Source organism: Streptomyces sp. NPDC087859, assembly GCF_044742595.1.
GTDB classification, from domain to species: Bacteria; Actinomycetota; Actinomycetes; order Streptomycetales; family Streptomycetaceae; genus Streptomyces; species Streptomyces canus_F.
Genome location: NZ_JBIUUU010000035.1, coordinates 52,557 through 77,972, shown reverse-complemented (window position 1 = coordinate 77,972; position 25,416 = coordinate 52,557). Strand labels below are relative to the sequence as shown.

General features: G+C 69.1%; 22 protein-coding genes and 1 pseudogene. 7 read left to right on the top strand and 16 right to left on the bottom strand.

The annotated features are described in order from the left end of the window. The first annotated feature begins 12 nt into the window (after positions 1 to 12). Positions 13 to 1,377 (top strand): MFS transporter, encoded by a 1,365-nt coding sequence (locus ACIOHP_RS48545; protein WP_401898090.1) that lies wholly within the window; start codon positions 13 to 15, stop codon positions 1,375 to 1,377. A gap of 369 nt (positions 1,378 to 1,746) precedes the next feature. On the opposite strand, the gene ACIOHP_RS48540 is transcribed toward ACIOHP_RS48545, so the two are convergent. Further along, positions 1,747 to 2,331 (bottom strand): carboxymuconolactone decarboxylase family protein, encoded by a 585-nt coding sequence (locus ACIOHP_RS48540; RefSeq protein ID WP_401898088.1) that lies wholly within the window; start codon positions 2,329 to 2,331, stop codon positions 1,747 to 1,749. A gap of 16 nt (positions 2,332 to 2,347) precedes the next feature. Continuing rightward, positions 2,348 to 2,911, bottom strand: coding sequence for a cupin domain-containing protein (locus ACIOHP_RS48535; protein ID WP_401898085.1), 564 nt, complete (start codon positions 2,909 to 2,911; stop codon positions 2,348 to 2,350). A 430-nt stretch (positions 2,912 to 3,341) separates the two neighbouring features. Between ACIOHP_RS48535 and ACIOHP_RS48530 the strand changes: the two genes are divergently transcribed. The 5 genes and pseudogenes from ACIOHP_RS48530 to ACIOHP_RS48510 all read left to right on the top strand — a co-directional run. After that, positions 3,342 to 3,923, top strand: a complete 582-nt coding sequence (locus ACIOHP_RS48530) for a hypothetical protein (protein ID WP_401898083.1) — start codon at positions 3,342 to 3,344, stop codon at positions 3,921 to 3,923. After that, positions 3,920 to 4,723, top strand: a complete 804-nt coding sequence (locus tag ACIOHP_RS48525) for an alpha/beta fold hydrolase (RefSeq protein WP_401898082.1) — start codon at positions 3,920 to 3,922, stop codon at positions 4,721 to 4,723. The genes ACIOHP_RS48530 and ACIOHP_RS48525 overlap by 4 nt, the downstream gene beginning before the upstream one ends. Positions 4,724 to 4,890: 167 nt before the next feature. Then, complete coding sequence (locus tag ACIOHP_RS48520; protein ID WP_401898080.1) at positions 4,891 to 6,132, top strand: MFS transporter; 1,242 nt, start codon at positions 4,891 to 4,893, stop codon at positions 6,130 to 6,132. Positions 6,133 to 6,156: 24 nt separating this feature from the next. Then, on the top strand, positions 6,157 to 7,449 hold the full coding sequence (locus ACIOHP_RS48515) for a cyclic nucleotide-binding domain-containing protein (protein ID WP_401898079.1): 1,293 nt from the start codon (positions 6,157 to 6,159) through the stop codon (positions 7,447 to 7,449). Positions 7,450 to 7,647: 198 nt separating this feature from the next. Then, a pseudogene (locus ACIOHP_RS48510) lies at positions 7,648 to 7,992 on the top strand (helix-turn-helix transcriptional regulator); the annotation flags it as partial. Here ACIOHP_RS48510 and ACIOHP_RS48505 read toward each other — a convergent pair. From ACIOHP_RS48505 to iolC, 9 genes are read right to left on the bottom strand one after another with little or no spacing between them, the layout of a single operon-like run. Continuing rightward, on the bottom strand, positions 7,970 to 8,836 hold the full coding sequence (locus ACIOHP_RS48505; protein WP_401898076.1) for a sugar phosphate isomerase/epimerase family protein: 867 nt from the start codon (positions 8,834 to 8,836) through the stop codon (positions 7,970 to 7,972). The pseudogene ACIOHP_RS48510 and the gene ACIOHP_RS48505 sit on opposite strands and share 23 nt — an antisense overlap. Next, positions 8,833 to 9,849 (bottom strand): Gfo/Idh/MocA family oxidoreductase, encoded by a 1,017-nt coding sequence (locus tag ACIOHP_RS48500; RefSeq protein WP_401898073.1) that lies wholly within the window; start codon positions 9,847 to 9,849, stop codon positions 8,833 to 8,835. Before ACIOHP_RS48500 ends, ACIOHP_RS48505 begins: the two co-directional genes overlap by 4 nt. A 34-nt stretch (positions 9,850 to 9,883) precedes the next feature. Further along, a complete protein-coding gene (locus ACIOHP_RS48495; protein ID WP_401898071.1) occupies positions 9,884 to 11,305 on the bottom strand; it encodes a sugar porter family MFS transporter in 1,422 nt (473 codons plus the stop codon). Positions 11,306 to 11,314: 9 nt separating this feature from the next. Continuing rightward, complete coding sequence (locus tag ACIOHP_RS48490; protein WP_401898068.1) at positions 11,315 to 12,265, bottom strand: TIM barrel protein; 951 nt, start codon at positions 12,263 to 12,265, stop codon at positions 11,315 to 11,317. 29 nt (positions 12,266 to 12,294) lie between these two features. Further along, complete coding sequence (locus ACIOHP_RS48485; RefSeq protein WP_401898066.1) at positions 12,295 to 13,791, bottom strand: CoA-acylating methylmalonate-semialdehyde dehydrogenase; 1,497 nt, start codon at positions 13,789 to 13,791, stop codon at positions 12,295 to 12,297. Positions 13,792 to 13,821: 30 nt separating this feature from the next. Beyond that, positions 13,822 to 15,705: a 3D-(3,5/4)-trihydroxycyclohexane-1,2-dione acylhydrolase (decyclizing) gene (iolD, locus tag ACIOHP_RS48480; RefSeq protein WP_401898064.1), complete on the bottom strand. Its 1,884-nt coding sequence runs from the start codon at positions 15,703 to 15,705 to the stop codon at positions 13,822 to 13,824. Then, the gene (iolB, locus tag ACIOHP_RS48475; RefSeq protein ID WP_401898061.1) at positions 15,702 to 16,568 is read right to left on the bottom strand and encodes a 5-deoxy-glucuronate isomerase; all 867 of its coding nucleotides are present in this window, start codon (positions 16,566 to 16,568) and stop codon (positions 15,702 to 15,704) included. The genes iolD and iolB overlap by 4 nt, the downstream gene beginning before the upstream one ends. Then, entirely contained in the window at positions 16,565 to 17,437 is an 873-nt protein-coding gene (locus ACIOHP_RS48470) for an aldolase (RefSeq protein WP_401898060.1), read from the bottom strand. The genes iolB and ACIOHP_RS48470 overlap by 4 nt, the downstream gene beginning before the upstream one ends. Next, complete coding sequence (gene iolC / locus ACIOHP_RS48465; protein ID WP_401898058.1) at positions 17,427 to 18,380, bottom strand: 5-dehydro-2-deoxygluconokinase; 954 nt, start codon at positions 18,378 to 18,380, stop codon at positions 17,427 to 17,429. Before iolC ends, ACIOHP_RS48470 begins: the two co-directional genes overlap by 11 nt. A 225-nt stretch (positions 18,381 to 18,605) precedes the next feature. Between iolC and ACIOHP_RS48460 the strand changes: the two genes are divergently transcribed. Then, complete coding sequence (locus tag ACIOHP_RS48460) at positions 18,606 to 19,598, top strand: LacI family DNA-binding transcriptional regulator (RefSeq protein WP_401898105.1); 993 nt, start codon at positions 18,606 to 18,608, stop codon at positions 19,596 to 19,598. A gap of 4 nt (positions 19,599 to 19,602) precedes the next feature. On the opposite strand, the gene ACIOHP_RS48455 is transcribed toward ACIOHP_RS48460, so the two are convergent. The 5 genes from ACIOHP_RS48455 to ACIOHP_RS48435 all read right to left on the bottom strand — a co-directional run bounded on the left by ACIOHP_RS48455 (position 19,603) and on the right by ACIOHP_RS48435 (position 24,823). Then, positions 19,603 to 20,688, bottom strand: a complete 1,086-nt coding sequence (locus ACIOHP_RS48455; protein WP_401898056.1) for a Gfo/Idh/MocA family protein — start codon at positions 20,686 to 20,688, stop codon at positions 19,603 to 19,605. A 2-nt stretch (positions 20,689 to 20,690) separates the two neighbouring features. Then, entirely contained in the window at positions 20,691 to 21,689 is a 999-nt protein-coding gene (locus ACIOHP_RS48450) for a Gfo/Idh/MocA family protein (RefSeq protein WP_401898053.1), read from the bottom strand. Positions 21,690 to 21,822: 133 nt separating this feature from the next. Then, complete coding sequence (locus ACIOHP_RS48445) at positions 21,823 to 22,737, bottom strand: ATP-binding cassette domain-containing protein (RefSeq protein ID WP_401898051.1); 915 nt, start codon at positions 22,735 to 22,737, stop codon at positions 21,823 to 21,825. A gap of 5 nt (positions 22,738 to 22,742) precedes the next feature. Continuing rightward, on the bottom strand, positions 22,743 to 23,819 hold the full coding sequence (locus ACIOHP_RS48440; protein ID WP_401898049.1) for an ABC transporter permease: 1,077 nt from the start codon (positions 23,817 to 23,819) through the stop codon (positions 22,743 to 22,745). Next, a complete protein-coding gene (locus ACIOHP_RS48435; protein ID WP_401898047.1) occupies positions 23,819 to 24,823 on the bottom strand; it encodes a sugar ABC transporter substrate-binding protein in 1,005 nt (334 codons plus the stop codon). The genes ACIOHP_RS48440 and ACIOHP_RS48435 overlap by 1 nt, the downstream gene beginning before the upstream one ends. Positions 24,824 to 25,416: the final 593 nt, after the last annotated feature.

Here is a 25,416-nt window from a genome sequence, read left to right as displayed (position 1 = left end):
GGAAGGCGCCTCATGACCAACGTTCGGCTCCCCCTGCGCGCACTGGTTCCGTTCGCCGCCGGTTCGATCGGCATGGGCATCTGGGTCACCGTGCCGGGCATCTTCCTGCTGTACTTCCTGACAGACGTCCTGGCGGTGCCTCCGTTCGCGGCCGGCCTCGCGCTGTTGCTGCCGAATGTCGCCGATATCGTGACGCACCCGTGGGTGGGCCGGCTCTCCGATGCCGACCTGGCCGGCACCGGCCACCGCCGGAGACTGATGGTGGTCGGCTGCGTCGTGGTGCTCGCCTTCGTGGCCCTGTTCGCCGTCCCGTCGGACCTGCACGGGACAAGCGCCGCGATCTGGGTCGCGGTGGCGCTGGCCGTCGGCAACCTGCTCTACTCGTGCTACCAGGTCTCCTACCTCGCCACACCGGCCGACCTGGGCATCGGCTACCACGAGCGGACCCGCCTCATGGGCTACCGCAATGTCGTGATCACCGTGAGCGTCCTGCTCGCCGGCGTGGCCGCGCCGGTGGTCGCCGGCGACGATCCGGGCGTCGGCGACTACACGAGAATGGCCCTGCTCCTCGGCGCGGTCATGCTCGCGGCGATGCTGGCCGGTATCACCGGCGTCGCCCGTCTCAACCGGGCCGCGCCCGGCACCCCGGCCGAGCCGGGGCACCGGGGCGGGCTGCTGGTGGCGTTGCGCGACCGGCAGTTCCGTGCGCTGACCGCGTCCTATCTGACCGTCGCGATCACGATGAACCTGGTACTGGCCGCCATGCCGTACTTCGCCGAGTACGAGCTGGGCCGCCCCGCGCTCACGACCCTGCTCATCGCGGCGTTCATGGCGCCGGCGGTCCTGACCACGCCCCTGTGGGTACTGGTGGCCCGGCGTTTCGGCAAGCAGCGCGGCCTGCTCGTCGCCCAGGCCGCGTTCGTGGCCGGCTCGTTGGTGCTGGCCCTGGGCGCCGCGGCCGGCCTGCCCCTGCTGATCGCAGCCGTGGCGGTGCTGGGCGTCGCGTTCGCCGCGATGCAACTGATGCCGCTGTCGATGGTGCCCGACGTCATCGCCGCCGCCGGGCCGGCTGGTACCGCCAGTGCGGGCAGTTACACCGGCGTGTGGACCGCCGCCGAGGCCACCGGCGGCGCATTGGGGCCGTACGTGTACTCGGCCTGCCTGACCGCGGGCGGGTTCGTGGCCAGTAGCGCGGGCCAGCACACCACGCAGTCTCCCGGCGCGCTGGCGGCCGTCCGCTACGGCTTCACCTTGGTGCCAGCCGTGCTCATGACGATCGCCATCGTGCTGCAACGCCGGTACACCCTGGACAAGCGCGCCCACACTGCGGCGCCGCGTGCCGGCGCCCAGGAAAAAGCGGAGGGGCAACGGAACTAATAGTGAAGCGGCCCCTGTAGGGCCCCGGAATTCCGTTCAGTGCCCGTCAAATAGCTGGTCCTGCGTTCATCAGCGAGGGCACCGGACACCGAGGCGTGCGGGCACGCCGCGGCGCTCGACCGGGCGGACTCGGCCATCGAAACGTAGGGCCAGCGCTACGCCGAAAGCCTGCTGCTTCTGCCCCGGGCACGGGTGCTGCGGGCACGCGGCGAGCCGGGCGCCCCCTCCGGGCCGTCGCCGAGCGGGCGCACGCACTGTCCGTCGAGCGCGACGCCCACCTGGTCGCCCGCCGTGCCGAGGAGCTGATGGCCGAGCACTGGGCAGCGACGATCCGCAACGCCGCAATCGCCGCCAGCCACCTCGTCGGCGTCATGGCTGGGCAGTTGGCGGTTCCCGACCGGGGACCGGCACGTCGAAGCAGTTCAGCACCATCGCGATGAGGCAGTAGCTGCCGATGAGGAACACGAGCTCGCCGACCCCATCAGGGCCCAGCAACTGCGTGGCCCGGTCGTATGTGGAGTCCGGCAGTATGCGCCCCGAGGTCAACGCCTTCGCGACGTCGTGGGCGACGGCCTGCTCGTCACTCAGCCCGGAGGGCCGCCCGCCCGCCGCCAGCGTCGCGATCTGTGCCGCCGCAAGACCGACCTCGTCTGCGGTCTGCTCGTGCGCGTACAGCAGGTACCGGGCGCCGTAAGCGGCGCCGACGGTGAGGATCGCCACCTCGCGGACGACGGGGTCGAGGTGCGCCTCGGCCGCGACCGCCCGCTGCAGAAACAGCGCCGGAACCCCGAACGCGGGGAAGTGCAGCATCGCCGCGAACGGCCCGACGAGCGCACCGTCGTCGTTGAGGATGACGACGCGGCCCTGCTCCTCGGTGACGAGGCCGGCGATGCCGTCATGCACCTCGCGGAGTGAGGGGTCGAGCTCATCGGGTGGGATGGGGCGCATACGCATACGATGCTCCTCCTTCTCAGAGTCCGTCGGTGTACTGGCCGTCGATGAGTACGAAGGCGACCCGGCAGTTCGCGGCCGACCGGTTCGCCCATGCGTGGTTGGTGCCGCGCTGGATCACGATGTCCCCGGTGCGGACGATGGTCTCGCCCTCGTCGAGGATCAGCGTGAGCTCGCCCTCGACGACGATCCCGTAGTCGATCGTCTGCGTGCGATGCATCAGGGGATGCGGGGCGCCGGCGTCGGACCGTGCGGCGTCGCCACCGCCCATCTCCCCGAACTTCTCGGCCGCCTCCGCCCCCGTCAGATTCCGGATCCGGTCGTCCTCCGGAGGGAAGTCGATCACCCGGATACGAGTGCCACGCTCGGGAGGTCCGAGCACCAGACCGTTCTCCGCCGGCTCACCCGACTGCCGGTCGATGACGGCCGGCGTCTGGCGTGTGTTCCACACCTCGTAGAAAGTCGGGCCACCGGGCCCGCCGATCTCCACCACGCGAGTCGGCGGCGCGTCCTGCGTGATCACCGCATGGCCGGACGCGTCATGGCCGGTCACGATTCTTCGGAACGGTAGTACGGAGCTCATGGGGTAAGTCCTGCTCTTCTCAGCCGATGTGGGCATTCGAGGTCATCGCGTCAGCGGGGTAAGCGGCCCGGTGGGCATGGACGCCGCCGCGCACCGAAAGACTGGCGCCCGCCAGTTGACGTGGAGTTGACCGTCCGTGGACGGCGCCCCGATGTCCGTAAAGTCTACTTTGGTGTGCGTATCGGGCGAGCAGGTCCCGTTGGGAGGGGTTCGCCGCGATTGCGGCTGTCACTCTGGTCGATTCTGGTTGCTTGCTTTGTGTTTCCAGTCGGAAATCATTGGTAATCGCTTTGCCTGCTGCGGGACTTGGGCGACCGCGGACGGTGGATGGCGGCGAAGGCCGGCCAAGGCTGGGAACGGGAAAGAGAGTGGCTTCCTCCGCTGCGTCTCTGCGGCTGCTGGTTCTCGGTCTGTTGCGGCTGGCGCGACGGTGTCGAGCTGGATCCCGGTCCTCGGCAGCAGTCGTATCTGCTCGCGATCCTGCTCGCGCGCGGGCAAGTCGATCAGTACGAGCGAGCTGATCGACCTGATCTGGGGCGACCGCGCCCCCTCCAGTGCCTTGAACATTCTTCAGAAGTACGTCTGCGCGTGGCGACGGCTGCTCGATCCGCCGCAATGGGGCATCGCCTACCACGGGGCGCTGCTGGCCGAGATGTGGCTGGCAGCCGGATCGCACGACCGGGCCGAAGCCGCTCTCGACCGAGCCGTCCAGGCCATGCGGGACTACTGCCTGCGCTACGCCGAGCCGCCGCCGAACGACTCCTCCCAGGACCGGGGGCCATGCCTGACCGCAGGCCCTGAGGGGCAGAGCGGCCCAGGAATGAGAAGCGGGGCAGACTTAATTTCGCCGGCGGGTATTCCGCCGACGTGTATTCAGGCTTTGCGCGAAGGCATGCTTGACAACAACGGAATCGGTGCCCGGATTTCTGTTCAGTGCTCGTCAAGTGGGCGGCTTTACGCTGACCGCGATCACCACCGAGAACACCGGATACCGAAGGGTATACAACCATGACGACAAGTCGCCGGGGGCTGTTGGCCGGATCCGCCGCGGTCGTGGTGGGCGCCGCACTCGACGCGCCCACCGCGCAGGCACACACCGGAAGCGGCAGTGGCAGCGGCCAGAAGCCCACCGTGGTACTCGTGCACGGCGCGTTCGCCGACGCATCCGGCTGGAACGGGGTCGCCTCCCGGCTCATCCGTGACGGCTATCCGGTCATCGCACCGCCCAACCCACTGCGCAGCGTGTCCTCCGACTCCGCCTATCTGGCCGGAATCCTCGCGACCCTCAGCGGCCCGATCGTCCTCGTCGCGCACTCCTACGGCGGGATCGTCGTCACCAACGCCGCGACCGGCAACCCGAACGTGAAGGCGCTGGTCTATGTTGCCGCGTTCGTGCCCGACCATGGGGAGACGCTGCTGGGCCTGCAGACGAAGTACCCGGGAAGCAGACTCAGCGAGGAGGCGCTGGACTTCCGTCCCTACGGTGAGGGACTCGTCGACGGCTACATCAAGAAGGAGCTCTTCCACGACGTGTTCGCCGGGGACCTGCCGAAGGCGACCGCCGAGCTGATGTGGGCCGGCCAGCGGCCGGCGGACGTGCGCACCCTCGGGGAGCCGTCCGGCGCCCCGGCCTGGAAGACCATTCCGTCCTGGTATCTCGTGGGCCGCGACGACCAGGTGCTGCCACCTGCGGCGCAGCGGTTCATGGCGCGCCGGGCCGGCGCACACACCTTCGAGGCCGACGCCTCGCATGTCGCGATGATCGCGCAGCCCGCGGCGACGGCCGCCCTCGTCAAGCGCGCCGCGCGCTGACACCACCGAGCCGACGAGGCCGGCAGGGGACGGCGATGTTCGAGGGGCTGGGGCGGACGGTGGGTGATCGGCCCGGCCGCGGCCTTCCTGGCGCTCGGCGGCATTGATCCGCCCGTCCGCCCCGGCCCGTACGCCGTCCAACCGACCCTCCTGCCGAGGATGAGACGATGCATCAGCACGCATACGACAGTCAGTGCACCGCCGAGGAGAAGCGGCACACCACCGCGAAGTCGCCCATCAGGAATCCGAAGCTGACGTTGTTCGCACTGGCGTTGGGCACCTTCGCGATCGGCGCCGGCGAGTTCGGCAGCAACGGCATCATCCAGCTGTTCGCGTCCGATCTGGACGTGTCCGTTCCGGTCGCGACCTACGCGATCACCGCCTATGCCTTCGGGGTGATGATCGGCTCTCCGGCGATCACTCTGCTCGCCGCCCGAGCCAACCGGCGCACCCTGCTGCTCGGCTTGATCGCGCTGTTCCTGGTCGGCAACGGGCTCTCCGCCCTGGCGCCGGACATCGTGCTGTTCGTCGTCTTCCGGTTCGTCACCGGCAGCGTGCAGGGAGCGTTCTTCGGCGCCGGGGCCGTCGTCGCCGCTTACGTGTACGGGCCGGGCAAGGGCGGCAAGGCGTTCGCCACCGTGATGGGAGGACTCACCGTCGCCACCATCGCCGGGTCGCCGCTCGGCACCTTCATCGGCCAGCACGCCGGCTGGCGCGCCATGTACGGGACCGTGGTCGCCGTCGGCCTAGTAGCCGGAGCGGCCCTGGTGGCCTGGCTGCCGCGCACCGACGACCTGCGCGGCAGCTCCCTCACGGGCGAACTGGGTGCCCTCCGGCGGCGGGACGTCTGGCTGATGGTCACCATCGCGGCGCTCGGCATCTCCAGCATCTTCGCCGTCTACACGTTCATCGGCCCGTTCGTCACTGACGCGGCGCTGCGGGACGCCTCGCTCATCCCGATCGCGCTCGCCGTCTTCGGCCTGGGCATGGCGGTCGGCAACCAGGTCGGCGGACGTGTCGCCGACCGGTACGAGAACCGCGGTCTGGTCTTGGGCTACGGCGGTGCTCTGGTGTTCCTCGTACTGATCGGTGTGTCAGGCAGCAACCTGGTGGTTCTGCTGCCCTGCCTGTTCGGCGTCGGCGCGACCATGATGTTCGCCATCCCCACCATCCAGGTCCGGCTGACCGGGTTCGCGCCGGACGCCCCCACCCTGATGGGAACGCTCAACCTGGCCGCCCTCAACCTAGCCAACTGTCTTGGCGCGATCGGCGGCGCCGTCGCCCTCGACGCCGGCTGGGGGACCCTGTCCACCGTGTGGGCCGGCTTCGTCCTCACCACCGCGGGTCTGCTCCTGTACGTCACGACCGTCGCCCGGGTGAAGCCGACGCCCGTTCCAGTTCGCGCCTGAAACAGCCCTACTCGGAGGAATCACGTGAACGACGCTGCGGCAGAGCGCGGGCCGGTCCTGGACGACGAACAGTTCCGCCGGCTCGCCGAGTACGGTGAGGTGCAGCACGCCGAGCCCGGCCGGGACCTGTACACGTCAGGCGACGACACCTACGACTTCTTCCTGCTCCGGTCGGCGACCGTGGACATCGTCCGGGATGCGACGGCGATCGAGCCGGAGCGTCTGATCTACCGGGGCGGCCCCGGAGACTTCCTCGGCGAGCTCAACCTGCTGACCGGTCAGCACGACTACCTGACCGCCCGGGTGGTGATCGCCGGGACGTTCGTTCGGATCCGGGCGGCGATGCTGCGCCGGGCCCTCGCCGAGCAGGTCGACATCGCCGACACACTGATCGAGGCGTTCAGGGAACGGCGCGAGGTGATCCGCGGGGCGGCAGGCAACGCCCTGGAGCTCGTCGGCCGGCCGTACGCCGCGGAGACGCTCGAACTACGCACCTATGCGGCGCAGATGCTCCTGCCGAACTCCTGGCTCGACGCGGCCTCGGACCCCGGACGCTCGCTGATGAGACGGGTCGGGCTCGGCGAGGACGACCTCCCGGCAGCTATGGTCAACGGTTCGCTGCTGAGGCGCGCGACGCCCAGAACTCCGGCCGAGGTGCTCGGTCTCACCTATCAAGTCGACGGGCGCCCGGTCGATCTCGTCGTGGTGGGCGGCCGGCCCGGCGGCTCTGGCCGCCGCTGTGTACGGGGCGTCCGAGGGCCTCGTCACCGTACTGCTGGACCGCGCCGGGCTCGGCGGCCAGGCCACCAAGAGCGCCCGCATCGAGAACTACCTGGGCTTCCCGTGCCGTGGTTGGAATCAGGGTCTTTGCGGCTGTGGTTGCCACGCAAGGTGACTTCTGTCAGGCGGAGGTGTCTCTGTAAAAGTGCTGGTCAGGGCGTTGTCATGCGTTTGCTCTATCACTGGCAGTGGCAGCGGAGTGGCGCCGCTGGGTGGATCACTCCTGAGGTGACCGGTGATGGGTATGGCGAGCACGTCCGATCGCGATGCTGTCGTGATTGCCCGGAAACGGAACTCTTGTTGGTGAACGCGCCAATTTCTTGCCGGTTCTTGAGCGGTACACCGGCAGAACTTGCAGTCTTGCAGTTCAAGATTGGCCAACGCTGCCGCAAGGGCGTGCTGGGTCGAATCCGGGTCGAATTGGCCCGTCTTGGCGTACCTGACCGGGTTATCGCAGGTCAGGGAGGTGGCGGGCAGGAGCAATCCGCGTGGGGAGAGGTGGACGGCTGCACGGCGCAGCTGCTGGTGTCCTCGTAGAAGTGGGTTGGGACAGCAGGGCGGGGCAAGTTGAGGTGGTGAGGGCTGCCGGGAACGGGTAGGCCCGCCCCTGGCTGTACCTCGTGTCGGACGAGACGGGGCGAGGGCTGTTCACGACTTCGAGTGCGTTGCCGGCGGTGTCGTCGTACGCGAGTGACAGGCCGCTGACGCCTTGGCTGTCGAGGTTCGGTGTGTCCCCTTGCTGGAGGGGCGCTGAAGGAAGAGGAATCGGAGGCGTTGGCCAGCCTGACCGACCGGGAACGGGAGATCCGCGCCCTGACCGGCGAGGGGCTGACCGACCGGCAGATCGGTCAGTGGCGGTACTTCGCGGAGAAGACGGTCAAGAACCACATCTCCCACCTGACGGCCAAACTCGGAGTGAAGCGATGCATCCAGGCCATCGTTGTCACGGACGCCGACCGCTGCATCACCGAAGCCGCGCGACGTCACTGGGCCGGGGTGCCGCAGCGCCCGGCGTCCGGAGACGGACGTCGGGCGCTGTCGGACCCAGGAGGTGGGATTACGCCGAGAGTTCCTTGGTGATGCGGTCGAGCATGAACGTGGAGGACTCGCGGCCGCGTTCCTCCCAGGCGAAGACGCAGGCGGTGGCGACGCCGTCGAAGTTCAGCTCGCGCAGGGTGCCGAAGAAGGCGCCCCAGTCGACCTCGCCCTGGCCGATGTCGAGGTGCTGGTGGATACGGGCGGTGGTGCCGGGCGGGTTGAGGATGTAGCGAAGTCCGCTGGAGCCCTTGTGGTTGAAGGAGTCGGCGATGTGGACGTGCTGGAGTTTGTCGCCGGCGTAGCGCATCATCTCCGCGATGTCCGCCGTGGGGTCCGCGCCGGAGAGGTGGAAGGAATGGGGCGCGCAGTACAGGTAGTTCACCCAGGGCTTGTTGATCGCGCGGATCAGGTCGACGGCCGGGGTGTTCTCCTCGCAGAAGTCGTCCGGGTGCGCTTCCAGGTTCAGGGCGATGCCTTCGCGCTCGAACACGGGCAGCAGCTCCTCCATCGAGCGCCAGAACGCGGCCTCGCTCTCGGCGGCGCGCTCGGGGCGGCCGTTGAACTCCGAGTTCATCAGGGGGCATTCGAGGTCGGAGGTGATCTCGATCATCCGTTTCCAGTAGCGGACAGCGGCCTGACGCTCGGTCTCGTCGGGCGAGGACCACTTGTACAGGGGCAGTACGGAGGAGAGCTTGACGCCGTGCGTGCGCAGGGCGTTCTTCAGCTCGGCGATCCGCGCGTCGTCGGCCCGCGGGTGCAGGAAGAACGGCATGAAGTCGTCGCGGGGCGACAACTCGATGTAGTCGTAGCCGAGTTCGGCGACCGTGCGCACCATGGCGTCGATCGGCAGGGCGCGGAACATGTACGGGTCGAGGGCGATCTTCACGCGGCACCTCCGTAGAAGGCGGGACGGGGCTTGAGGTCGGTGGCGACGACACGGCCCGACTCCAGGGCCTCGACGGTCGCGCCGGTGATGACGGTGGCCGCGTAGCCGTCCCACGCCGAGGGGCCGGTGGGCTCCACGCCGGCGGCGATGCCCGCGATCCACTCGCGGAACTCCGTGTCGAAGGCGTCCGCGAAACGGCCCACCCAGTCCGTGAGGACCTCCGTGCTGTGCTGACCGGCGCTGCGCAGGCCGACCGTGGCCGGGTCGGGCAGCCGGACCAGCCCCTCCTCGCCCACGGTCTCGCACTGGATGTCGTATCCGTACTGGCAGTTGACGAAGACCTCCAGATCGATGCGTACGCCCTTGGCGGTCTCGAAGAGCATGATCTGCGGGTCCTTGAGGTGGGCGAACCGCTTGCTGGTGGCACGCGGGGTGACCACCTGGGTGGAGACGATCTCGTCGTCGAGCAGCCAGCGCAGCACGTCCACCTCGTGCACCGCCGTGTCCAGGGCGGCCATCGAGGAGGTGTACGCCTCCGGCACGGTCGGATTGCGGTGGGCGCAGTGCACGATCAGCGGCTCACCGATGCGGCCCGAGTCGATGACCTGCTTCATCCGCCGGTAGCCGACGTCGTAGCGGCGCATGAAGCCGACCTGGACCAGGCGGCGGCCGAGAGCCGTCTCGGCCTCGATGATCCTCAGACAGTCCTCGGCGCTGGTCGCGAGGGGCTTCTCGCAGAACACCGGTTTCCCGGCGGCTATCGCGTTCAGCACGTGCTCGGCGTGGGTCGGGCCCCAGGACGTCACGAGGACGGCGTCCACCTCTGGAGAGGAGATCAGGGTCGCGCCGTCGGGCAGCGCTTGGGCGCCGACCGGTGCCGCCGCCTCCGCGGCGCGGGCGGCGTCGATGTCGGTCACCGCGGTGACGCGGGCGCCGGTGACGGTGTCGGTGAGACGCCGGATGTGCTCCTTGCCGATCCAGCCGGCGCCGATGACACCTACACGTACAGTCATGATCGTTTCCTAACTAGGTCCGAACCGGATCCGACTAGGAGAAGCGCGCCCGGAGTTCGGCTTCGAGGGTTTCGAGGGTGCGTCCCTTGGTCTCGGGGACGTAGAGCTTCACGAAGGTGAGCGAGAAGACGCCCGCCACCACGAAGAGGAAGAAGGTGTTGGAGACTCCGATCCCGGAGACCAGGGACGGGAAGACCAGGCCGATCGCGAAGTTGGTCAGCCACAGCACCACCGCCGCGACCCCCATCCCGAAACCGCGCATCCGCATCGGGAAGATCTCCGAGAGCATCAGCCAGGTCACCGGCGAGATCGCGCCCTGCTGGAAGGCGAGGAAGGTGACGGTCATGGCGAGCACGGCGTACGCCCGGCCGTCGCCGGAGGGCAGTACCAGGGAGAAGACGCCGATCAGCAACAGGGCTGCCGTCGTACCAATCTGACCGGTCATCAGCATCGGCCGACGGGACACCCGGCCCAGCAGCCAGATGCCGACGAAGGTGGCCAGCACCGAGATGATGCCGTTGGCGATGTTCGCGGTCAGCGCGCTGTCGGCGGCGAAGCCGGCGTCGGTGAGGATCTGGGTGCCGTAGTACATGATCGTGTTGACGCCGGTGATCTGCTGCACGATCGCGATGCCGAAGCCGATGAACATCAGCTTGCGCAGCCACGGCGTGGATCGCATGTCCTGCCAGCCGCCGAGCTTCTCCTGCTCCTCCTTCACGGCGAGCGCGGACACCTCGGCGAGCTCGGCCTCCGCTCGCTGCTGGGAGCGCACCTGCTTGAGCACGTCGAGAGCCTCGGTGAAGCGGGTCTGGGAGGCCAGCCAGCGCGGGCTCTCCGGCATCACCAGCATGCCGAACCACAGCACCACGGCCGGGATCGTGGCGAGCACGAGCATCCAGCGCCACACTCCGCCGGACTCGCCGCCGACCTGGGCGATGATCGCGTTGGAGGTGAAGGCCAGCAACTGCCCGCTGACGATCATCAGTTCATTACGGGTGACCAGCGCGCCGCGCCGTTCGGCGGGGGAGACCTCGGCGAGGTAGACGGGCACGGTCACCGAGGCGCCGCCGACCGCGAGGCCGAGCACGAACCGGGCCACCACCATGACCGCGACGTTCGGCGCGAGTGTGCAGCCCAGTGCGCCGACGAAGAAGATCACGGCGAGGGTGAGGATCGTACGGCGCCGTCCGCGCGCGTCTGACAGCTGGCCGCCGGTGATCGCGCCCAGCGCTGCGCCGAGGAGCAGAGAGCTGGTGACCATGCCCTCGGTGACCGCGGTCAGACCGAGGTCGTCGGTCATGTAGGGCAGGGCGCCGTTGATGACGCCGGTGTCGTAGCCGAAGAGCAGCCCGCCGAAGGTGGCGATCACGGTGATGACGCGCAGCCGCCGGGAGACGGCGGGCGGGGCGCCGTTCGTGAGGGTGGGGGCCTGAGTCGTGTCGTCCCTGACGTCCATGGTGGCCTCCTACCGGTCGAGGTTCGGGCGTCGGGTACCCGTCAACCCGCAGCCGGCCAGGTGCTCACGCGTGCTGACCGCGATGGGCAACGGCACCTCGGGAGCGCACGGGTACAGGTCCTGCTCGACGATCACGAACAACTCGGCGTCCAGCTTGGCCAGTTCGGCCACCACGTCGGCAGGATTGGGCACACCCGCGGGTGGCGACACGCACACCCCCCGCTTGACTGCCTCGCCGAACGACAGGTCTTCGGCAGCCACTTGGGCCAGCACCTCGGGATCCATCTGCTTGATGTGCACGTAGCCGACGCGCTCGCCGAAGCGGCGGATCAGATCGAGGTTGTCACCGCCGCCGTAGGCCACGTGCCCGGTGTCCAGGCAGAGGTTGGTGTAGCGCGAGTCCGACTCGTTCAGCAGCCGCTCGATCTCCGGCTGGGTCTGGATGTGGCTGTCGGCGTGCGGGTGGATGACGAGGCGTACGTCGTACTCGTCGAGGAGCAGCTTGCCGAGCCGGTCGGCGGCCTTGCCGAAGCCGGCCCACTGCTCGGCGGTCAGCTCGGGCGACTCGGTGAACGCGCCGGTCTTCTCGTCCCGGTACATCGGCGGGATCAGGACCAGGTGGTGGGCGCCCGCGGCCGCCGTCAGGGTGGCGACCTGGCGGACGTGGGCGAGCATGTCGTCCCAGGCTTCCGGTCGGTGCAGTGAGCCGAACGCGGTCCCGCCGGAGACCTGGAGCCCCCGGGCGTCCAACTCGGCCTTAAGCCGCTGCGGGTCGGTGGGGAGGTAGCCGTAGGGTCCGAGCTCCAGCCACTGGTACCCGGCTGCGGCCAGCTCGTCGAGGAATCGGGTGTACGACACCTGGTGCTCGTCCTCGGGGAACCAGATGCCCCAGGAGTCGGGGGCGGAGCCCAGGCACAGGTTGCCGGCGGTCGTGCGGAGCGGGGATGGCGCCGTTGCCATGGCGTGTCCTTTGGGGGGAGGGACGGGGGTCAGTTGGAGGTGGGGAAGTTGAAGCCGGCGGTGACGTGCTGGGCTTGTTGGGGCCAGCGGGTGGTGACGACCTTGGGGCGGGTGTAGAAGCGGATGCCTTCGGGGCCGTGGATGGGGTGGTCGCCGATGAGGGAGTCCTTCCAGCCGCCGAAGGAGTAGTACGACATCGGGACGGGGACCGGGACGTTGACGCCGATCATGCCGACGTGGATGTGGCGTTGGAATCGGCGGGCGGCTTCGCCGGAGGCGGTGAAGAGGGCGGTGCCGTTGCCGTAGGGGTTGGAGTTGATGAGATCGATGGCTTCGTCGAGGGACTCGGCACGCACGATCGCGAGGACGGGCCCGAAGAGTTCTTCCTTGTAGGCGTCCATCCCGGTGGTGACGTGGTCGAGGAGCGAGGGGCCGGTGAAGAAGCCCTCCTCGTGACCTTCGACCTTGAGGCCACGCCCGTCGACGACGACGGTGGCACCCTGGGCGGCCGCGCCGCCGACGGCGTTCTCCACTCGCTCCTGGGCGGCCTTGGTAACCAGCGGGCCCATCTCGATACCGGGCTGGTCCCCGGGGCCGACCTTCACTTCGCGGGCCTTGCGCTCCAGGATCTCGGCCAGGCCGTCCGCGGCATCCCCGACGGCGACGGCCACGGAGACGGCCATGCAGCGTTCGCCTGCGGAGCCGTACGCGCCGGCGGTGATGTGGTTGGCGGCGAATTCGAGGTCGGCGTCGGGCAGGACGACGGCGTGGTTCTTGGCGCCGCCCAGGGCCTGGACGCGCTTGCCGTGCGAAGTGGCCCGCTCGTGGACGTACTTGGCGATGGGAGTCGACCCGACGAAGGACACCGCCTCGATGCCGGGATGGGTGAGGATCGCGTCCACGGCGTCCTTGCCGCCGTGGACGACGTTGAAGACGCCGTCCGGCAGGCCCGCCTTCTTGTAGAGGCCGGCGACGAAGTTCGCTGCCGACGGGTCGCGTTCGCTGGGCTTGAGGATGAAGGTGTTGCCGGTGGCGATGGCGATGGGGTGCATCCACAGGGGCACCATGGCGGGGAAGTTGAACGGGGTGATGCCGGCGACGACGCCGAGGGGCTGGCGGAAGTTGTGGACGTCGATGCCGCGGGAGACCTGGTCGGAGAAGGATCCCTTCAGCACGTCGCCGAGGCCGCAGGCGAACTCGACGACCTCACGTCCCCGGGTGATCTCGCCGCGGGCGTCGTCGACGGTCTTGCCGTGCTCGGCCGAGATGATCCGGCCCAGCTCCTCCTCGTGATCGACGAGCAACTGCCGGAAGGCGAACATGACTTGGGTGCGCTGCGTGAGCGACGAGTCGGACCAGGTCTCGAAGGCCTTGGCGGCCGCGGCGACGGCGGTGTCGACGTCGGCGGCGCCGCCGAGGACGACCTGGGCCTGCTCCTGTCCGGTGGCCGGGTTGAACACCGGCTGGGTGTCGGAGGCGGAGCCCGGTGTGGGGGAGCCGTTGATCCAGTGCTCGATGGTCTTCACGGTGCGGGTTTCCTTTGCGGGGACGGGGTCTTACAGGTAGTGGCGCTGGGTCTGCTTGTGGCCGGCGTAGGTCTCGTACGCGGCGCGGGTGGTGTCCAGGGCGGAGGTCTCGCTGACGGGGACGTCCCACCAGCCGTGGCCGGGCGGATTGGGCCCGTACAGATCGGTCTCCACGTGCACGACCGTGGTGCGGGTCGCGGCCTTGGCCTTCTCCATCGCGGTGCGGAACTCCTCGACGGTGGCGGCGTGCAGCACGTCGGCGCCCAGCGAGGAGGCGTTGGCCGCGAGGTCGACGGGGAGCACGTCGCCGTCGAGCTGGCCTGAACCGCCGTCCCGGTAGCGGTATTTGGTGCCGAAGCGCTGTGAGCCGAGCGATTCGGACAGGGCGCCGATGGAGGCGAAGCCATGGTTCTGGACCAGGACGATGATGACTTTGAGGCCTTCGGAGACCATGGTGACGATCTCCTGGGCCATCATCAGGTAGGAGCCGTCGCCGACGAGGACGACGACCTCGCGCGACGGATCAGCCATTTTGGCGCCGACGCCGGCGGCGACTTCGTAGCCCATGCAGGAGTAGGCGTATTCGACGTGGTAGGCCTTGGGGTCCCGGGCCCGCCACAGCTGCTGGAGGTCGCCGGGCATGGAGCCGGCCGCGTTGATGACCACGGCGCGGTCATCCAGGACGTCATTGAGCGCACCGAGGATCTGGGTCTGGGCGGGCAGTTCGCCGGTGTTGCGGTCGGTCGCGAAGCACTCCTCCTCGATCTCCCGGGTGCGGGCGATGAGTTGGCGCGTGCGCTCGCGGTAGGTCTCCTCGACCTGCCAGTCGTCCAGTGCTGCGGCGAGGGCCTGGATGCCGAGGCGGGCGTCGGCGACCAGAGGTTCCGCCGAGTGCTTGACGGCGTCCAGGCGGGCCACGTTGAGGTTGACGAAGGCGACGTCCGGGTTGCCGAACACGGTGTGGCTGGCGGTGGTGAAGTCGGAGTAGCGGGTGCCGATGCCGAGCACGACATCGGCTTCCTTCGCGAGCTCGTTCGCCGCGTACGCGCCGGTGGAGCCGATGCCGCCGACCGCGCACCGGTGGTCCCAGGGGACGACGCCCTTGCCCGCGTGGGTGTCCGCGACCGGGATGCCGGTGGCCTCGGCGAACGCCCGAAGTACGGTCTCCGCACCGGAGTACACTGCCCCGCCACCGGCCACGATCAGCGGTTTCTTCGTGCTGCGGAGCAGGCGGGCAGCGCGCTCGATCGCGGCCGCCTCCGGCACCGGGCGGCCGACGTGCCAGACCCGGCGCCGGAAGAAGTCGACCGGCCAGTCGTAGGCCTCGGCCTGTACGTCCTGGGGCAGGGCGAGGGTGACGGCGCCGGTCTCGACCGGGTCGGTCAACACGCGCATCGCCGCCAGCGCGGCCGGGATGAGTTGCTCGGGCCGGGAGATTCGGTCGAAGTACTTGGACACGGCGCGGAAGGCGTCGTTGACCGTGACGTCCCCGCCTCGGGTGTCCTCCAGCTGCTGGAGCACCGGGTCGGCGGCACGGGTGGCGAACATGTCGGACGGCAGCAGCAGCACCGGGATCCGGTTGGTGGTCGCCAAGGCCGCACCGGTGATCATGTTGGTCGAACCCGGACCTGTGGAGGCGGTGCAGGCGAAGGTGGCCAGTCGGTCGCGCATCTTGGCGTAGGCGACCGACGCGTGGACCATGCCTTGTTCGTTGCGGGCCAGGAAGTAGGGGAGATCGGCTTCCTTGGTCACCGCGGCCTGGAGGAGGGCCTGCCCGATGCCGGCCACGTTGCCGTGCCCGAAGATGCCCCACATCCCGGGGATGAGGCGTTGTTCCTGGCCGTCCCGCTCGCTGTACTGATTCGCGAGGAACCGCACCAGGGCCTGCGCGGTGGTGAGTCGTACGGTGTTCATCGGTTCTCTCCGAAGGGCAGCCGGTCGTCGACGTCCTGGGACCGCCAGGTGTCACGCACCCAGCCGTGGGCGGGGTCGTCGCAGATCAGCCAGGCGCGGTCCTGTCCGGGACCGGCCATGACGTTGAGGTAGTAGAGGTCGTAGCCCGGCGCGGCGATGGACGGCCCGTGCCAGCCGTGCGGGATGAGGACGGTGTCGCCGGAGCGGACCTCGGCGAGCACGTCGATGGGCCGCTCGGGAGTGCCGTAGACCCGCTGGTAGCCGAAGCCGTTCTCGCCGGAGACCTCGAAGTAGTAGATCTCCTCCAGCTCCGACTCGACGCCGGGCCGTGCCTCGTCGTGCTTGTGCGGGGGATACGAGGACCAGTTGCCGCCGGGTGTGAGGACCTCGCACACCAGCAGTTGGTCGGCGTCGAAGGTGCCGGGCAGGCAGTAGTTGTTGACCTGCCGTGAGCACGCGCCCGCACCACGCAGCTCGACGGGGACGTCCTCCTTGCGCCCGTACCGAGCGGAGAGTGAGCTCCGCTCGGTACGGGCGGAGGGCAGCGCGAACAGACCTCCCTGTGCGCTGCTGATCAGGGCCTCCGTCTCCGGAGGCAGATAGGCGAAGTCGGTGACCGAGGCGAACACGCCGGTCCTGCCTTCGAGTTCGAAGGTCTTGGCGTCCGTGGTGACGGTGCAGGAGCCGGTCAGTGGCAGGACCAGGAACTCGGAATCCCTGGTGGACAGGGGGTGTGCCTCGCCCGGCTTCAGGGTCAGGATCCTGAGGCCGGAGTATCCCCAGCCCGCCGTTTCGGGCGTGACCAGGACGTCGTAGGGCCCGTCGGCCGAAGTGCCCCTGCGCACGTGGTACTTGCTGCTCACAGTAGGCTCACCGCCTTGTCGACGGCCCCCGCCACGTCGCCGCCCGCCGGATAGAGCAGGGAGCGCCCCACGACCAGGCCCTGCGCGGTGGGCTGCTCGAGCGCCTTGCCCCAGGATGCGAACGCCGCCTCCGGGTCGGTCACCTCACCGCCCAGCAGCAGTGCCGGGAGGGTCGAGGAGGCCAGGACGCGCTCCATGCCGTCCACGACCGGGAGCTTGAGCCAGGTGTAGGCGGTACGTCGGCCCAGCCCGGATGCGATCGTGACGGACTTGAGCACGGCGTCCGTGGACAGGTCGTTGCGGATCTTTCCGTCCTGCCATGCCGACATGAACGGCTCGACCATCGCGATGAGTCGACGGTCATTGAGCTCATTGACGGCACGCGCGGTCTCGGACAGGGCGGCCGGGGTGGCCGGGTCGTCGAGGGCGATGCGGGTGAGCATCTTGCCGCCGTCGAAGCCCATCGCGGCGATGGTCTCGGCGTCGTACCCGGTGAACCGGTCGTCGATCTCGAAGACCGAACCCGCGAGTCCGGCCCGGTTCATGGAACCGAAGACGCTCTTGCCGTCGAGCACGCCGAGCAGCAGGAGGTCCTCGAGAATGTCGGCGGTGGCCAACACGCCGGTCACGCCGGGGCGTTCCAGGGCGATGCACAGCCGGTCGAGGAGCTCGAAGCGGTCGGCCATGGCGGTCGGGTCGGAGCCGACGCCGTTGGCGCCGCGCGCGGGGTGGTCGGCCGCGATGATCATCGCCTTGCCGTGCTCGCCCAGCAGCGAGCTGGCCGGCACGCGGCGGGCGGCGGCGGCCGCGATGGCGCCGGGGTCGCCCACGCGGGCGGTCACGATCCGGCTCAGCTTCTCAGATTGCACGGGTCACCTCGTCGAGCTTGGTGTTGACTTCGGCCTCGGTCGGCATGGCGTCCGAGCAGGACAGTCGGCCGGCGACGAGGGCGCCGGCGGCGTTGGCGAAGGACACCGTGCGGCGGGTGTCCCAGCCGGAGAGCAGGCCGTGGCACAGGGCCCCGCCGAACGCGTCACCGGCGCCGAGGCCGTTGACCACGTCGACCGGCACCGGGGGGATCTCGGCGACCGCGCCGCTCCGGTCCATGGCCAGTACGCCCTTCGGGCCCTGCTTGACCACAGCCAACTCCACACCGGCGGCCAGCAGCGCCTGTGCCGCTGCCGAGGGTTCACGCTCACCGGTGGCGACCTCGCACTCGTCGAGGTTGCCGACCGCCACCGTGCTGTGCCGCAGTGCCTTGGTGTAGTACGTCCGCGCCTGGGCGGGGTCGGCCCAGAACATGGGCCGCCAGTCCAGGTCGAACACGGTCGTGCCCGCCTTCGCCCGGCGCTCCAGCGCGGCCAGGGTGGCCGAGCGGCTGGGCTCCTCGCTCAGCCCGGTGCCCGTCATCCAGAACACCGCCGCGTCCCGGACCGCGCCCAGGTCCAGCTCACCGGCGGCGATGTCCAGGTCGGGCGCCTTGGGCAGGCGGTAGAAGTACAGCGGGAAGTCGTCCGGCGGGAAGATCTCGCAGAACGTCACCGGGGTCGGCGCGATGTCCGACGTACCGACGAAGCGGCTGTCGACGCCGTAGCCGGCCAGTGCGGTGCGCACGAAGTCGCCGAACGGGTCCCGCCCGGTCTTCGTGATCACCGCGGCGGTACGGCCGTAGCGTGCCGCGGCCACCGCGACATTGGTGGGGCTGCCGCCCAGGTACTTGCCGAACGAGGTGACCTCGGCCAGCCCCATGCCCGTCTGGAGCGGATACACATCCACTCCCACGCGGCCCATGGTCAGCACTTCGAACGGCATAACGCTGGTTTCCCTTCGTTCCGGAGACGTCGGTGAGGGCTCCGGGGAGCTGTCGCGGAAGAAATCCTGCCGCGCTCTACTAGCGCGCTCTAGTGCGAGTACGATGGCCCCAGTCCAAATGTCATGTCAATAGGTTGTTGCCAGAAGATTTCTTGATCACCGCTAGGGTGGGCGGTGTCGGAGGGCGGATTCACGGTGGATGCATCGGGCAAGCAGCGGCCCACGATGGCGGACGTCGCCGAAAAGGCGGGCGTCTCGCGGGCGCTCGTCTCGATCGTGTTCCGCAATCAGCCGGGCGCGAGCGAGGAGACTCGGCAGCGGGTGCTGCGGGTCGCCGACGAGATCGGCTACCGGCCCGACAGTGCGGCCCGGCTGCTGGCGCGTGGCCGCAGCCGCACGCTCGGCGTGATGTTCACCGTCCAGCAGACCTTCCACACCAACCTCATCGAGGGGATCTACCCCGAGGCCGAGCGCCTCGGCTACGAGGTCCTGCTCTCCGGCGCCACTTCGGGCCGCAGTGAAGAGAAGGCCGTTGAGGCGCTGCTCAGCCACCGCTGCGAGGCGGTGATCCTGCTCGGCTCCTTCGCCGAACCCGACTTCCTGGACGAGCTGGGACGCCGCACGGTCGCCGTCTCCGTCAGCCGCAGGGTCCCGCACGCGCACGTGGACTTCGTGCACTCCGCCGAGGCCAAGGGCATCCGCCAGGCCATGGACCACCTGGTCGAACTGGGACACCGCAGGATCGTGCACATCGACGGCGGCCGCGGCCCCGGCTCGGCCGAACGGCGACGCGCCTACCGGGCGGCGATGCGCCGCCATGGCCTGGAGGCCGAGGAACGCGTCGTCCCCGGCGAGCACACCGAGCAGTCCGGCATCGAGACCGGGCATGTGCTGCTGACGGAGCGCGAGGAGGGGCGCCCGCTGCCGACGGCGGTCCTCGCGGGCAACGACCGCAGCGCTATGGGCTTGTTGATGTCCCTGACCCGCGCCGGAGTCGAGGTTCCGGGCGACATGTCCGTGGTCGGTTATGACGACAGCCATCTCTCCCACCTGATGCCGATCGGGCTGACCACCGTCCGCCAGGACGCGGGACTCATGGCCGAGCACGCCGTCCGGTTCGCGGTGGAACGGCTGGAGGATCCTCAACGCGAGCCGCGGGAGGCCGTGGTGGAGCCGAAGCTGGTGGTACGGGGGACCAGTGGGCCGCCGCCGAGGTGAGTGGTCAGGCCGTCGTACGGGCCTGAGGTGCCGCCCTTGCCCAGACCGTTCCTGAGTCCTCGTCGGGCCAGGAGAGGCCGCACAGGCGGCGGATCTCGTCCATCACCCGGAGCGTGGACACGGAGTCGTCCAGAGGTCGCAGCGGCGTCTGGAGCCGTCCGGCGCCGATGCATCGGGCCACCTCCGCCGCCTCGAAGTGCAGGGCGTCGTGTGCGGTGCGCGCTTCGCCGTATGACAGCGGTGTCCCGCCGCCCGCCGGGGTGAGGAGCACCTCGCCGGGTTGGTAGAAAGGGCCCTTCAGGCTCAGGGTGGTGTGGGTTCCGGCGACCGTGGCCGTGGTGGGCGTGTCACTGAACAGCGTGGTGTGGACGATGCCCTGGCCGCCGTCGGCGTTGCGCAGGAGGGCGGCGGTCTGGCCGTTGACGCCCGCGGGGTGGGGCTGGGCGAAGGCCTGTACCTCCACCGGCTCGCCGAGGACCGACACGGCGAAGGAGAGCGGGTACGTCCCCAGGTCGAGGAGGGGTCCGCCGGCCAGGTCGGGGCGGAGAATGCGGTGGCCGCCCGCGAAGTGCTCGCCGTGGTCGGCCAGCACGGTGCGGATGCCACCGAGGACGCCGGCGTCGAGGATCTGCCGTACGACGTCGAATCTGGGCAGGAAGAAGGTCCACAACGCCTCGGCGCAGAACAGGCCTCGCTCCGTGGCCAGCCGGGCGATTTCCGTGGCCTGGGGGGCGTTGAGCGCGAGCGGCTTCTCCACGAGCGTGTGCTTGCCGGCCATGAGGGAGATCCGGGCACAGTCGAGGTGGGCTGTGTGCTCGGTGGCGACGTAGACGACGTCGACGTCCGCCGCGGCTGCCAGCTCCTCGTAGGAGCCGTACGAGCGCGGAATGCCGTGGCGGTCCGCGAACTCCTTTGCGCGGGCGGCGTCGCGCGACGCGACGGCCGTGAAGCTCTGCCGGGTGTGGCGCTGCACGGAGGCGATGAAGCGCTCGGCGATCCAGCCGGTACCCAGAACCCCCCAGCGCAGTACGGGCGCCTCCATCGATGCCGGAGTGCGGGGGGCGGGAAGGGCGGTGGGAAAGGCGGGCATGCTCAGACCTCCGGGACCTGGACGGCGACGCTGCGGCCCCCGTTCTTCATGGACGTGATGACGGCCTCGGCCACCGCGCTCGCCACCAGGCCGTCGTCCGCGGTCGCGAGTGGAGAGGGCGTGCCGGAGGCGACCGCGTCGGTCCAGGCCTGGAGTTCGAGGCGGTAGGCGTCGGCGAACCGGGGGCGCCAGTCGGCCGGGTATCCGAGGGAACGGGCGCGGGCGGAGTCGGTGACGACGCGCGAAGGGTGGGTCAGGGCCAGGGTGCCGCGCTCGCCCACCACTTCGCAGCGGATGTCGTAGCCGTAACCGGCGTTGAGGAACACCTCCACTGTGGTCAGCGCGCCGTCGTCGGTGCGCAGCAGCATCAGCTGCGGGTCGCGCAGGCCGGTGGCCGCCCTCGTGGAGCGGGTGGCGTGCCAACTCACCTCGCTGACGTTCGAGTTGAGCAGCCAGGGCACAGTGTCGAACTCGTGGACGGCCGACCCGGTGATGCTGAGTTCGTCGGTGGCGCCGGGAGCGGAGAAGACGCCGCGGCTGACACAGTGCAAGAGCAGCGGCGCCCCGCAGACACTGCCCGCGATCGCATCCCTGAGCTCCGTGTACGCGGGGTCGAAGCGGCGCATGAAGCCCAGCGAGATCAGCCGCCCGCCCGTCTGCCGCTCCTCTCGTACGACACGGACGCACTCGGTCGGCGTGGGGGCGAGGGGCTTCTCGCACAGCACGGGTTTTCCGGCCCGTACGGCCGCGACGGTCAGATCGGCGTGGGAGGTGTCGTGCGAGGCGATGACGACGGCGTCGACCTCCGGATCGCCTATCAGGGCATAGGGGTCATCGGTCGCACGCGCCCTGGGTACGGCGTCCGTGACAGTGGCGGCCCTCTCCAGGTCAATGTCCGCGACCATGGTGACCACGGCCCCGGAGACATGACGGTGCAGGGTGTTCACATGATCGGCACCCATGATGCCGGCGCCGATCACTCCGATGCGTACGGTGCTCATGCGAGGCTTTCCCGGTGTTCGCTTGGATGTCGGTGGGCGCCTTCGGCCAGGCGTTGTGGGAGCGACGCCCCCGTGGCCGGTCCGTGGGCGCCCACCTGGCATGTGTGGACAGAGGACGGCGCGTGCGCCGTTGTCAGGACGTGGCCGCCTCGCCCGTGGCCGCCGCGGGTGCGGCAAAGTCGACCTCTTCGGGCAGTTCGTCGACGTCGACGCCGCGGACTTGGGACAACTCGTGTTTGAGGGCGGCGAGTTCGGTGCCGCCGGCCATGTGGTTGGTGAGTTCTTCGAGGCTGATCTCGCTGCGTTCGGCGGAGAGTTCGAGGGTGCCGAGGCGCAGGACGCTGAAGTGGTCGCCGACCATGTAGGCGTGGTGGGGGTTGTGGGTGATGAAGATGACGCCGAGGCCGCGGTCGCGGGCGGCGGCCACGTACTTCAGCACCACGCCGGACTGCTTGACGCCGAGGGCCGCGGTCGGCTCGTCCAGGATCAGCACCCGGGCGCCGAAGTAGACGGCGCGGGCGATGGCGACGCACTGTCGCTGGCCGCCGGAGAGGGTGCCGATGGGCTGGTCCAGGTTGTCCAGGACGATGCCCATGTTGCGGAGCTCTTCGTCGGCGGTCTTCTTCATCGTCTCGATGTCGAGGCGGCGGATCGGCCATGGGCCCTTGGTGATCTCGGAGCCGAGGAAGAAGTTGCGCCACACCGGCATCAGCGGGACGACCGCCAGGTCCTGGTAGACGGTGGCGATGCCCTTGTCGAGGGCTTCTCGGGGGGTGGAGAAGCGGACCGGGGAGCCGTCGACGAGGAACTCGCCCTCGGTGTGCTGGTGCAGCCCGGAGATGATCTTGATGAGAGTGGACTTGCCGGCGCCGTTGTCGCCCAGGACGCAGGTCACCTGACTGGGGAAGACCTTGAGGTCGACGCCGTGCAGGGCGCGGATGTTGCCGTACGCCTTGCCGGCGTTGCGGAGTTGGACGATCGCCCCGTCGGTGGCGGGGGCGTCGTCGGCGAGGACGGCGCTCTGGGTGCCGCTGGCATTGTTTGTCATAGGGGTCACCTCCGGGTCGCTGTGCGCTGGACCCACTGATTGATGAGGACGGCGCCGAGGAGCATCACGCCGAGGAAGGCCTTGAACCAGTCGGGATTCCAGCCGGCGTAGACGATGCCCTGCTGCACCATGCCGAACATGAACGCGCCGAAGACCGGGCCGATCGCACTGCCAGCGCCGCCGGTCAGCAGACAGCCGCCGATGACGGCCGCGGAGATGTAGATCAGTTCCTGGCCCACGCCCTCACCCGACTGCACCGTGTTGAAGGAGAACAGCTGGTGCATCCCGATGAACCAGGCGCCGAAGCCGACCAGCATGAACAGCGAGATCTTGGTGAAGGTCACCGGTACGCCGACGGCCCGCGAGCTGTCCTTGTTGCCGCCGACGGCGAAGGTCCAGTTGCCGTACTTGGTGCGCAGGAGCACCCAGGTGGCGATCGCGGCGAACAGCAGCCACCACAAGACAGTGATCTTCACCTGGACGCCGCCGATGTCGAAGCTGGAGGCGAAGACCTTCCTGGCTTGGTCGAAGCCGTCCATGCTGCTGATGTCGTCGGTGGCGACGTTGCCGGTGACCAGCTTGGTCACCGCGAGGTTGACGCCTTGCAGGATCAGGAAGCTGCCCAGGGTGACCAGGAAGCTGGGCAGGCCGGTCCTGACCACGAGCCAGCCGTTGAGGAAGCCGATGCCCAGAGAGACGACCAGGGCGGCGATCACGCCGACCCAGACGTTCATGGTCAGCTGGTAGCTGAGCATGCTTGCGGTGAGGGCGGAGGTGATCACGGCGACGCCGGCCGACAGGTCGAACTCGCCGCCGATCATCAGCAGCGCCACGGGCAGCGCCATGATCCCGATGGTGGAGGACTGGTAGAGGATGTTCGCCATCGCCCCGCCGTCGCGCACCGGCGGCGCCGAGATCAGGAAGAACACGTACACGGCGGCGGCGCCGAGGAAGACGCCCACATCGGGCCGGGCCAGCGCCCTCAGCGTCAGGGTACGTTGCACGGTCCGGCCGTCGGTCTCCTTCGGGCCGGGGACCGGCGGTGTGTTCACCGCCGGCTCGGCATGCTGGGCCATGCTCATCACCGGGTCCCGTTCGCGGCGAACTTGGCGACCGTGTCGACGTTGGTCTTGTCAATGAAGGCCGGGCCGGTGAGGACGGGCGCGGTGCCGCCGCCGCTGAAGTTGCCGTTGGTCTTGTAGAGCCACAATGAGTCGACCGCCAAGTAGCCCTGCAGATACGGCTGCTGGTCCACGGCGAACTCGACCTTGCCGTCCTGGACGGCCTTCACCAGATCCTTGTTGAGGTCGAAGGTGGCGAGCTTGGCCTTGCTGCCGGCGTCGGACAACGACTGGACCGCCGTCAACGCGATCGGGGCGCCGAGGGTGACCACCTGGTCGATGGAGGAGTCCTGTGTGAGCTTGGCGGTGATGGTCGATTTCACCGACGGCATGTCGGTGCCGTTGACGTAGAGGATGTCCGTCTTACCGCTGAAGCCCTTCTTGAGGCCGGCGCAGCGGGCCTCAAGAGCAACCTGCCCCTGCTCCTGGATGACGCAGAGGGCGTGCTTGGCGCCGAGCTGGTTCAGTCGCTGGCCGAAGGCCTGGCCCGCGATGTTCTCGTCCTGGCCGAAGTATTCGAGCATGCCGAGCTCTTTCCAGTCGCCGACACCGGAGTTGAAGCCGACGACGGGGATCCCGGCGGCGGTTGCCTTGGCCACGACGTTCTTCATGGCGGAGGGCTTGGCGGCGGTCAGGGCGATGCCGTCGACCTTCTGGTCGATGGCGTTCTGCACCAGGTTGGCCTGGTTGCCGGCGCTGGGGTCGCTGGAGTAGACGAGCTTGATGTTGTCCTTGGCGGCCGCGGCCTCGGCGCCCTTGCGGACCAGGTCCCAGAAGGTGTCGCCGGGGGAGGCGTGGGTGACCATGGCCACCGTCATGCGCGGGGTAGTGGCCTTGCCTGCCGAGGCGGCCGCGTTGCCCTCCTCGGACTTCTTTCCGCCGGAACTGCTGGAACAGCCGGCGGCCAGCAGGGTTCCGGCGAGGACGGTAGCGGTGAGAACGGCGGCTCGATGGCTTTTGTGCATGTCCCTTGCACCTCGCTGTGCTTGTCGGGGTGAGTGTGTGATGAGCGGAAGCGTGTCCGGCGTCGGCAGGCGATGCCTGATCACCGAGAGACGACGCGGTGCGCGGATGCTGCGTATGTGCCGTGCGTGGCGGCGTCTTCTTCTGCGGAGGTCGTAGGTGTGGACCACCTGTTCACGGACTGGAGCGCTTTAGTAGCGCGCTCTAGTTGGAGAGACTATGGAGCGGCGCCGCAGGGATGTCAACAGGTATGTCAGGACGTACCAACAAAGTGTCCCGAATGAAATTGAGGCGCGGATCCAGCCACCGGGCGAACGGCACCCACCACTCTGGTGGTCATCTCGGGGGCGACCACTGTGTGTGTTCAGCAGGGCGGCGGTATCCCGGACAACCGGGCTCGACTTCGGCGGCGAGTTCCGCCGACTTGGCCGGTCGTTCCAGCGCAGACGTGTCGTGCCGGTCCTCGGCTCGCGTCCAGGCACCCTCGCCGGGGTGCTGGACAGGCCGCACCGGCCCGGGGCTCCGGGTAGGTGCGGGTGTGTCTGTCGGGACCGTGTCCTCGGCCGCCGGCGTCAGGTCGGCCGGTCATGGAGGG

What these genes read in the sequence shown, in the direction of transcription:
- ACIOHP_RS48545 (WP_401898090.1), top strand. Translation starts at nt 13, where the DNA reads ATGACCAACGTTCGGCTCCCCCTGCGCGCACTGGTTCCGTTCGCCGCC.
- ACIOHP_RS48540 (WP_401898088.1), bottom strand. Translation starts at nt 2,331, where the DNA reads ATGCGTATGCGCCCCATCCCACCCGATGAGCTCGACCCCTCACTCCGC.
- ACIOHP_RS48535 (WP_401898085.1), bottom strand. Translation starts at nt 2,911, where the DNA reads ATGAGCTCCGTACTACCGTTCCGAAGAATCGTGACCGGCCATGACGCG.
- ACIOHP_RS48525 (WP_401898082.1), top strand. Translation starts at nt 3,920, where the DNA reads ATGACGACAAGTCGCCGGGGGCTGTTGGCCGGATCCGCCGCGGTCGTG.
- ACIOHP_RS48520 (WP_401898080.1), top strand. Translation starts at nt 4,891, where the DNA reads ATGCATCAGCACGCATACGACAGTCAGTGCACCGCCGAGGAGAAGCGG.
- ACIOHP_RS48500 (WP_401898073.1), bottom strand. Translation starts at nt 9,849, where the DNA reads ATGACTGTACGTGTAGGTGTCATCGGCGCCGGCTGGATCGGCAAGGAG.
- ACIOHP_RS48495 (WP_401898071.1), bottom strand. Translation starts at nt 11,305, where the DNA reads ATGGACGTCAGGGACGACACGACTCAGGCCCCCACCCTCACGAACGGC.
- ACIOHP_RS48490 (WP_401898068.1), bottom strand. Translation starts at nt 12,265, where the DNA reads ATGGCAACGGCGCCATCCCCGCTCCGCACGACCGCCGGCAACCTGTGC.
- iolD (WP_401898064.1), bottom strand. Translation starts at nt 15,705, where the DNA reads ATGAACACCGTACGACTCACCACCGCGCAGGCCCTGGTGCGGTTCCTC.
- iolC (WP_401898058.1), bottom strand. Translation starts at nt 18,380, where the DNA reads ATGCCGTTCGAAGTGCTGACCATGGGCCGCGTGGGAGTGGATGTGTAT.
- ACIOHP_RS48460 (WP_401898105.1), top strand. Translation starts at nt 18,606, where the DNA reads ATGGCGGACGTCGCCGAAAAGGCGGGCGTCTCGCGGGCGCTCGTCTCG.
- ACIOHP_RS48455 (WP_401898056.1), bottom strand. Translation starts at nt 20,688, where the DNA reads ATGCCCGCCTTTCCCACCGCCCTTCCCGCCCCCCGCACTCCGGCATCG.
- ACIOHP_RS48450 (WP_401898053.1), bottom strand. Translation starts at nt 21,689, where the DNA reads ATGAGCACCGTACGCATCGGAGTGATCGGCGCCGGCATCATGGGTGCC.
- ACIOHP_RS48445 (WP_401898051.1), bottom strand. Translation starts at nt 22,737, where the DNA reads ATGACAAACAATGCCAGCGGCACCCAGAGCGCCGTCCTCGCCGACGAC.
- ACIOHP_RS48440 (WP_401898049.1), bottom strand. Translation starts at nt 23,819, where the DNA reads ATGAGCATGGCCCAGCATGCCGAGCCGGCGGTGAACACACCGCCGGTC.
- ACIOHP_RS48435 (WP_401898047.1), bottom strand. Translation starts at nt 24,823, where the DNA reads ATGCACAAAAGCCATCGAGCCGCCGTTCTCACCGCTACCGTCCTCGCC.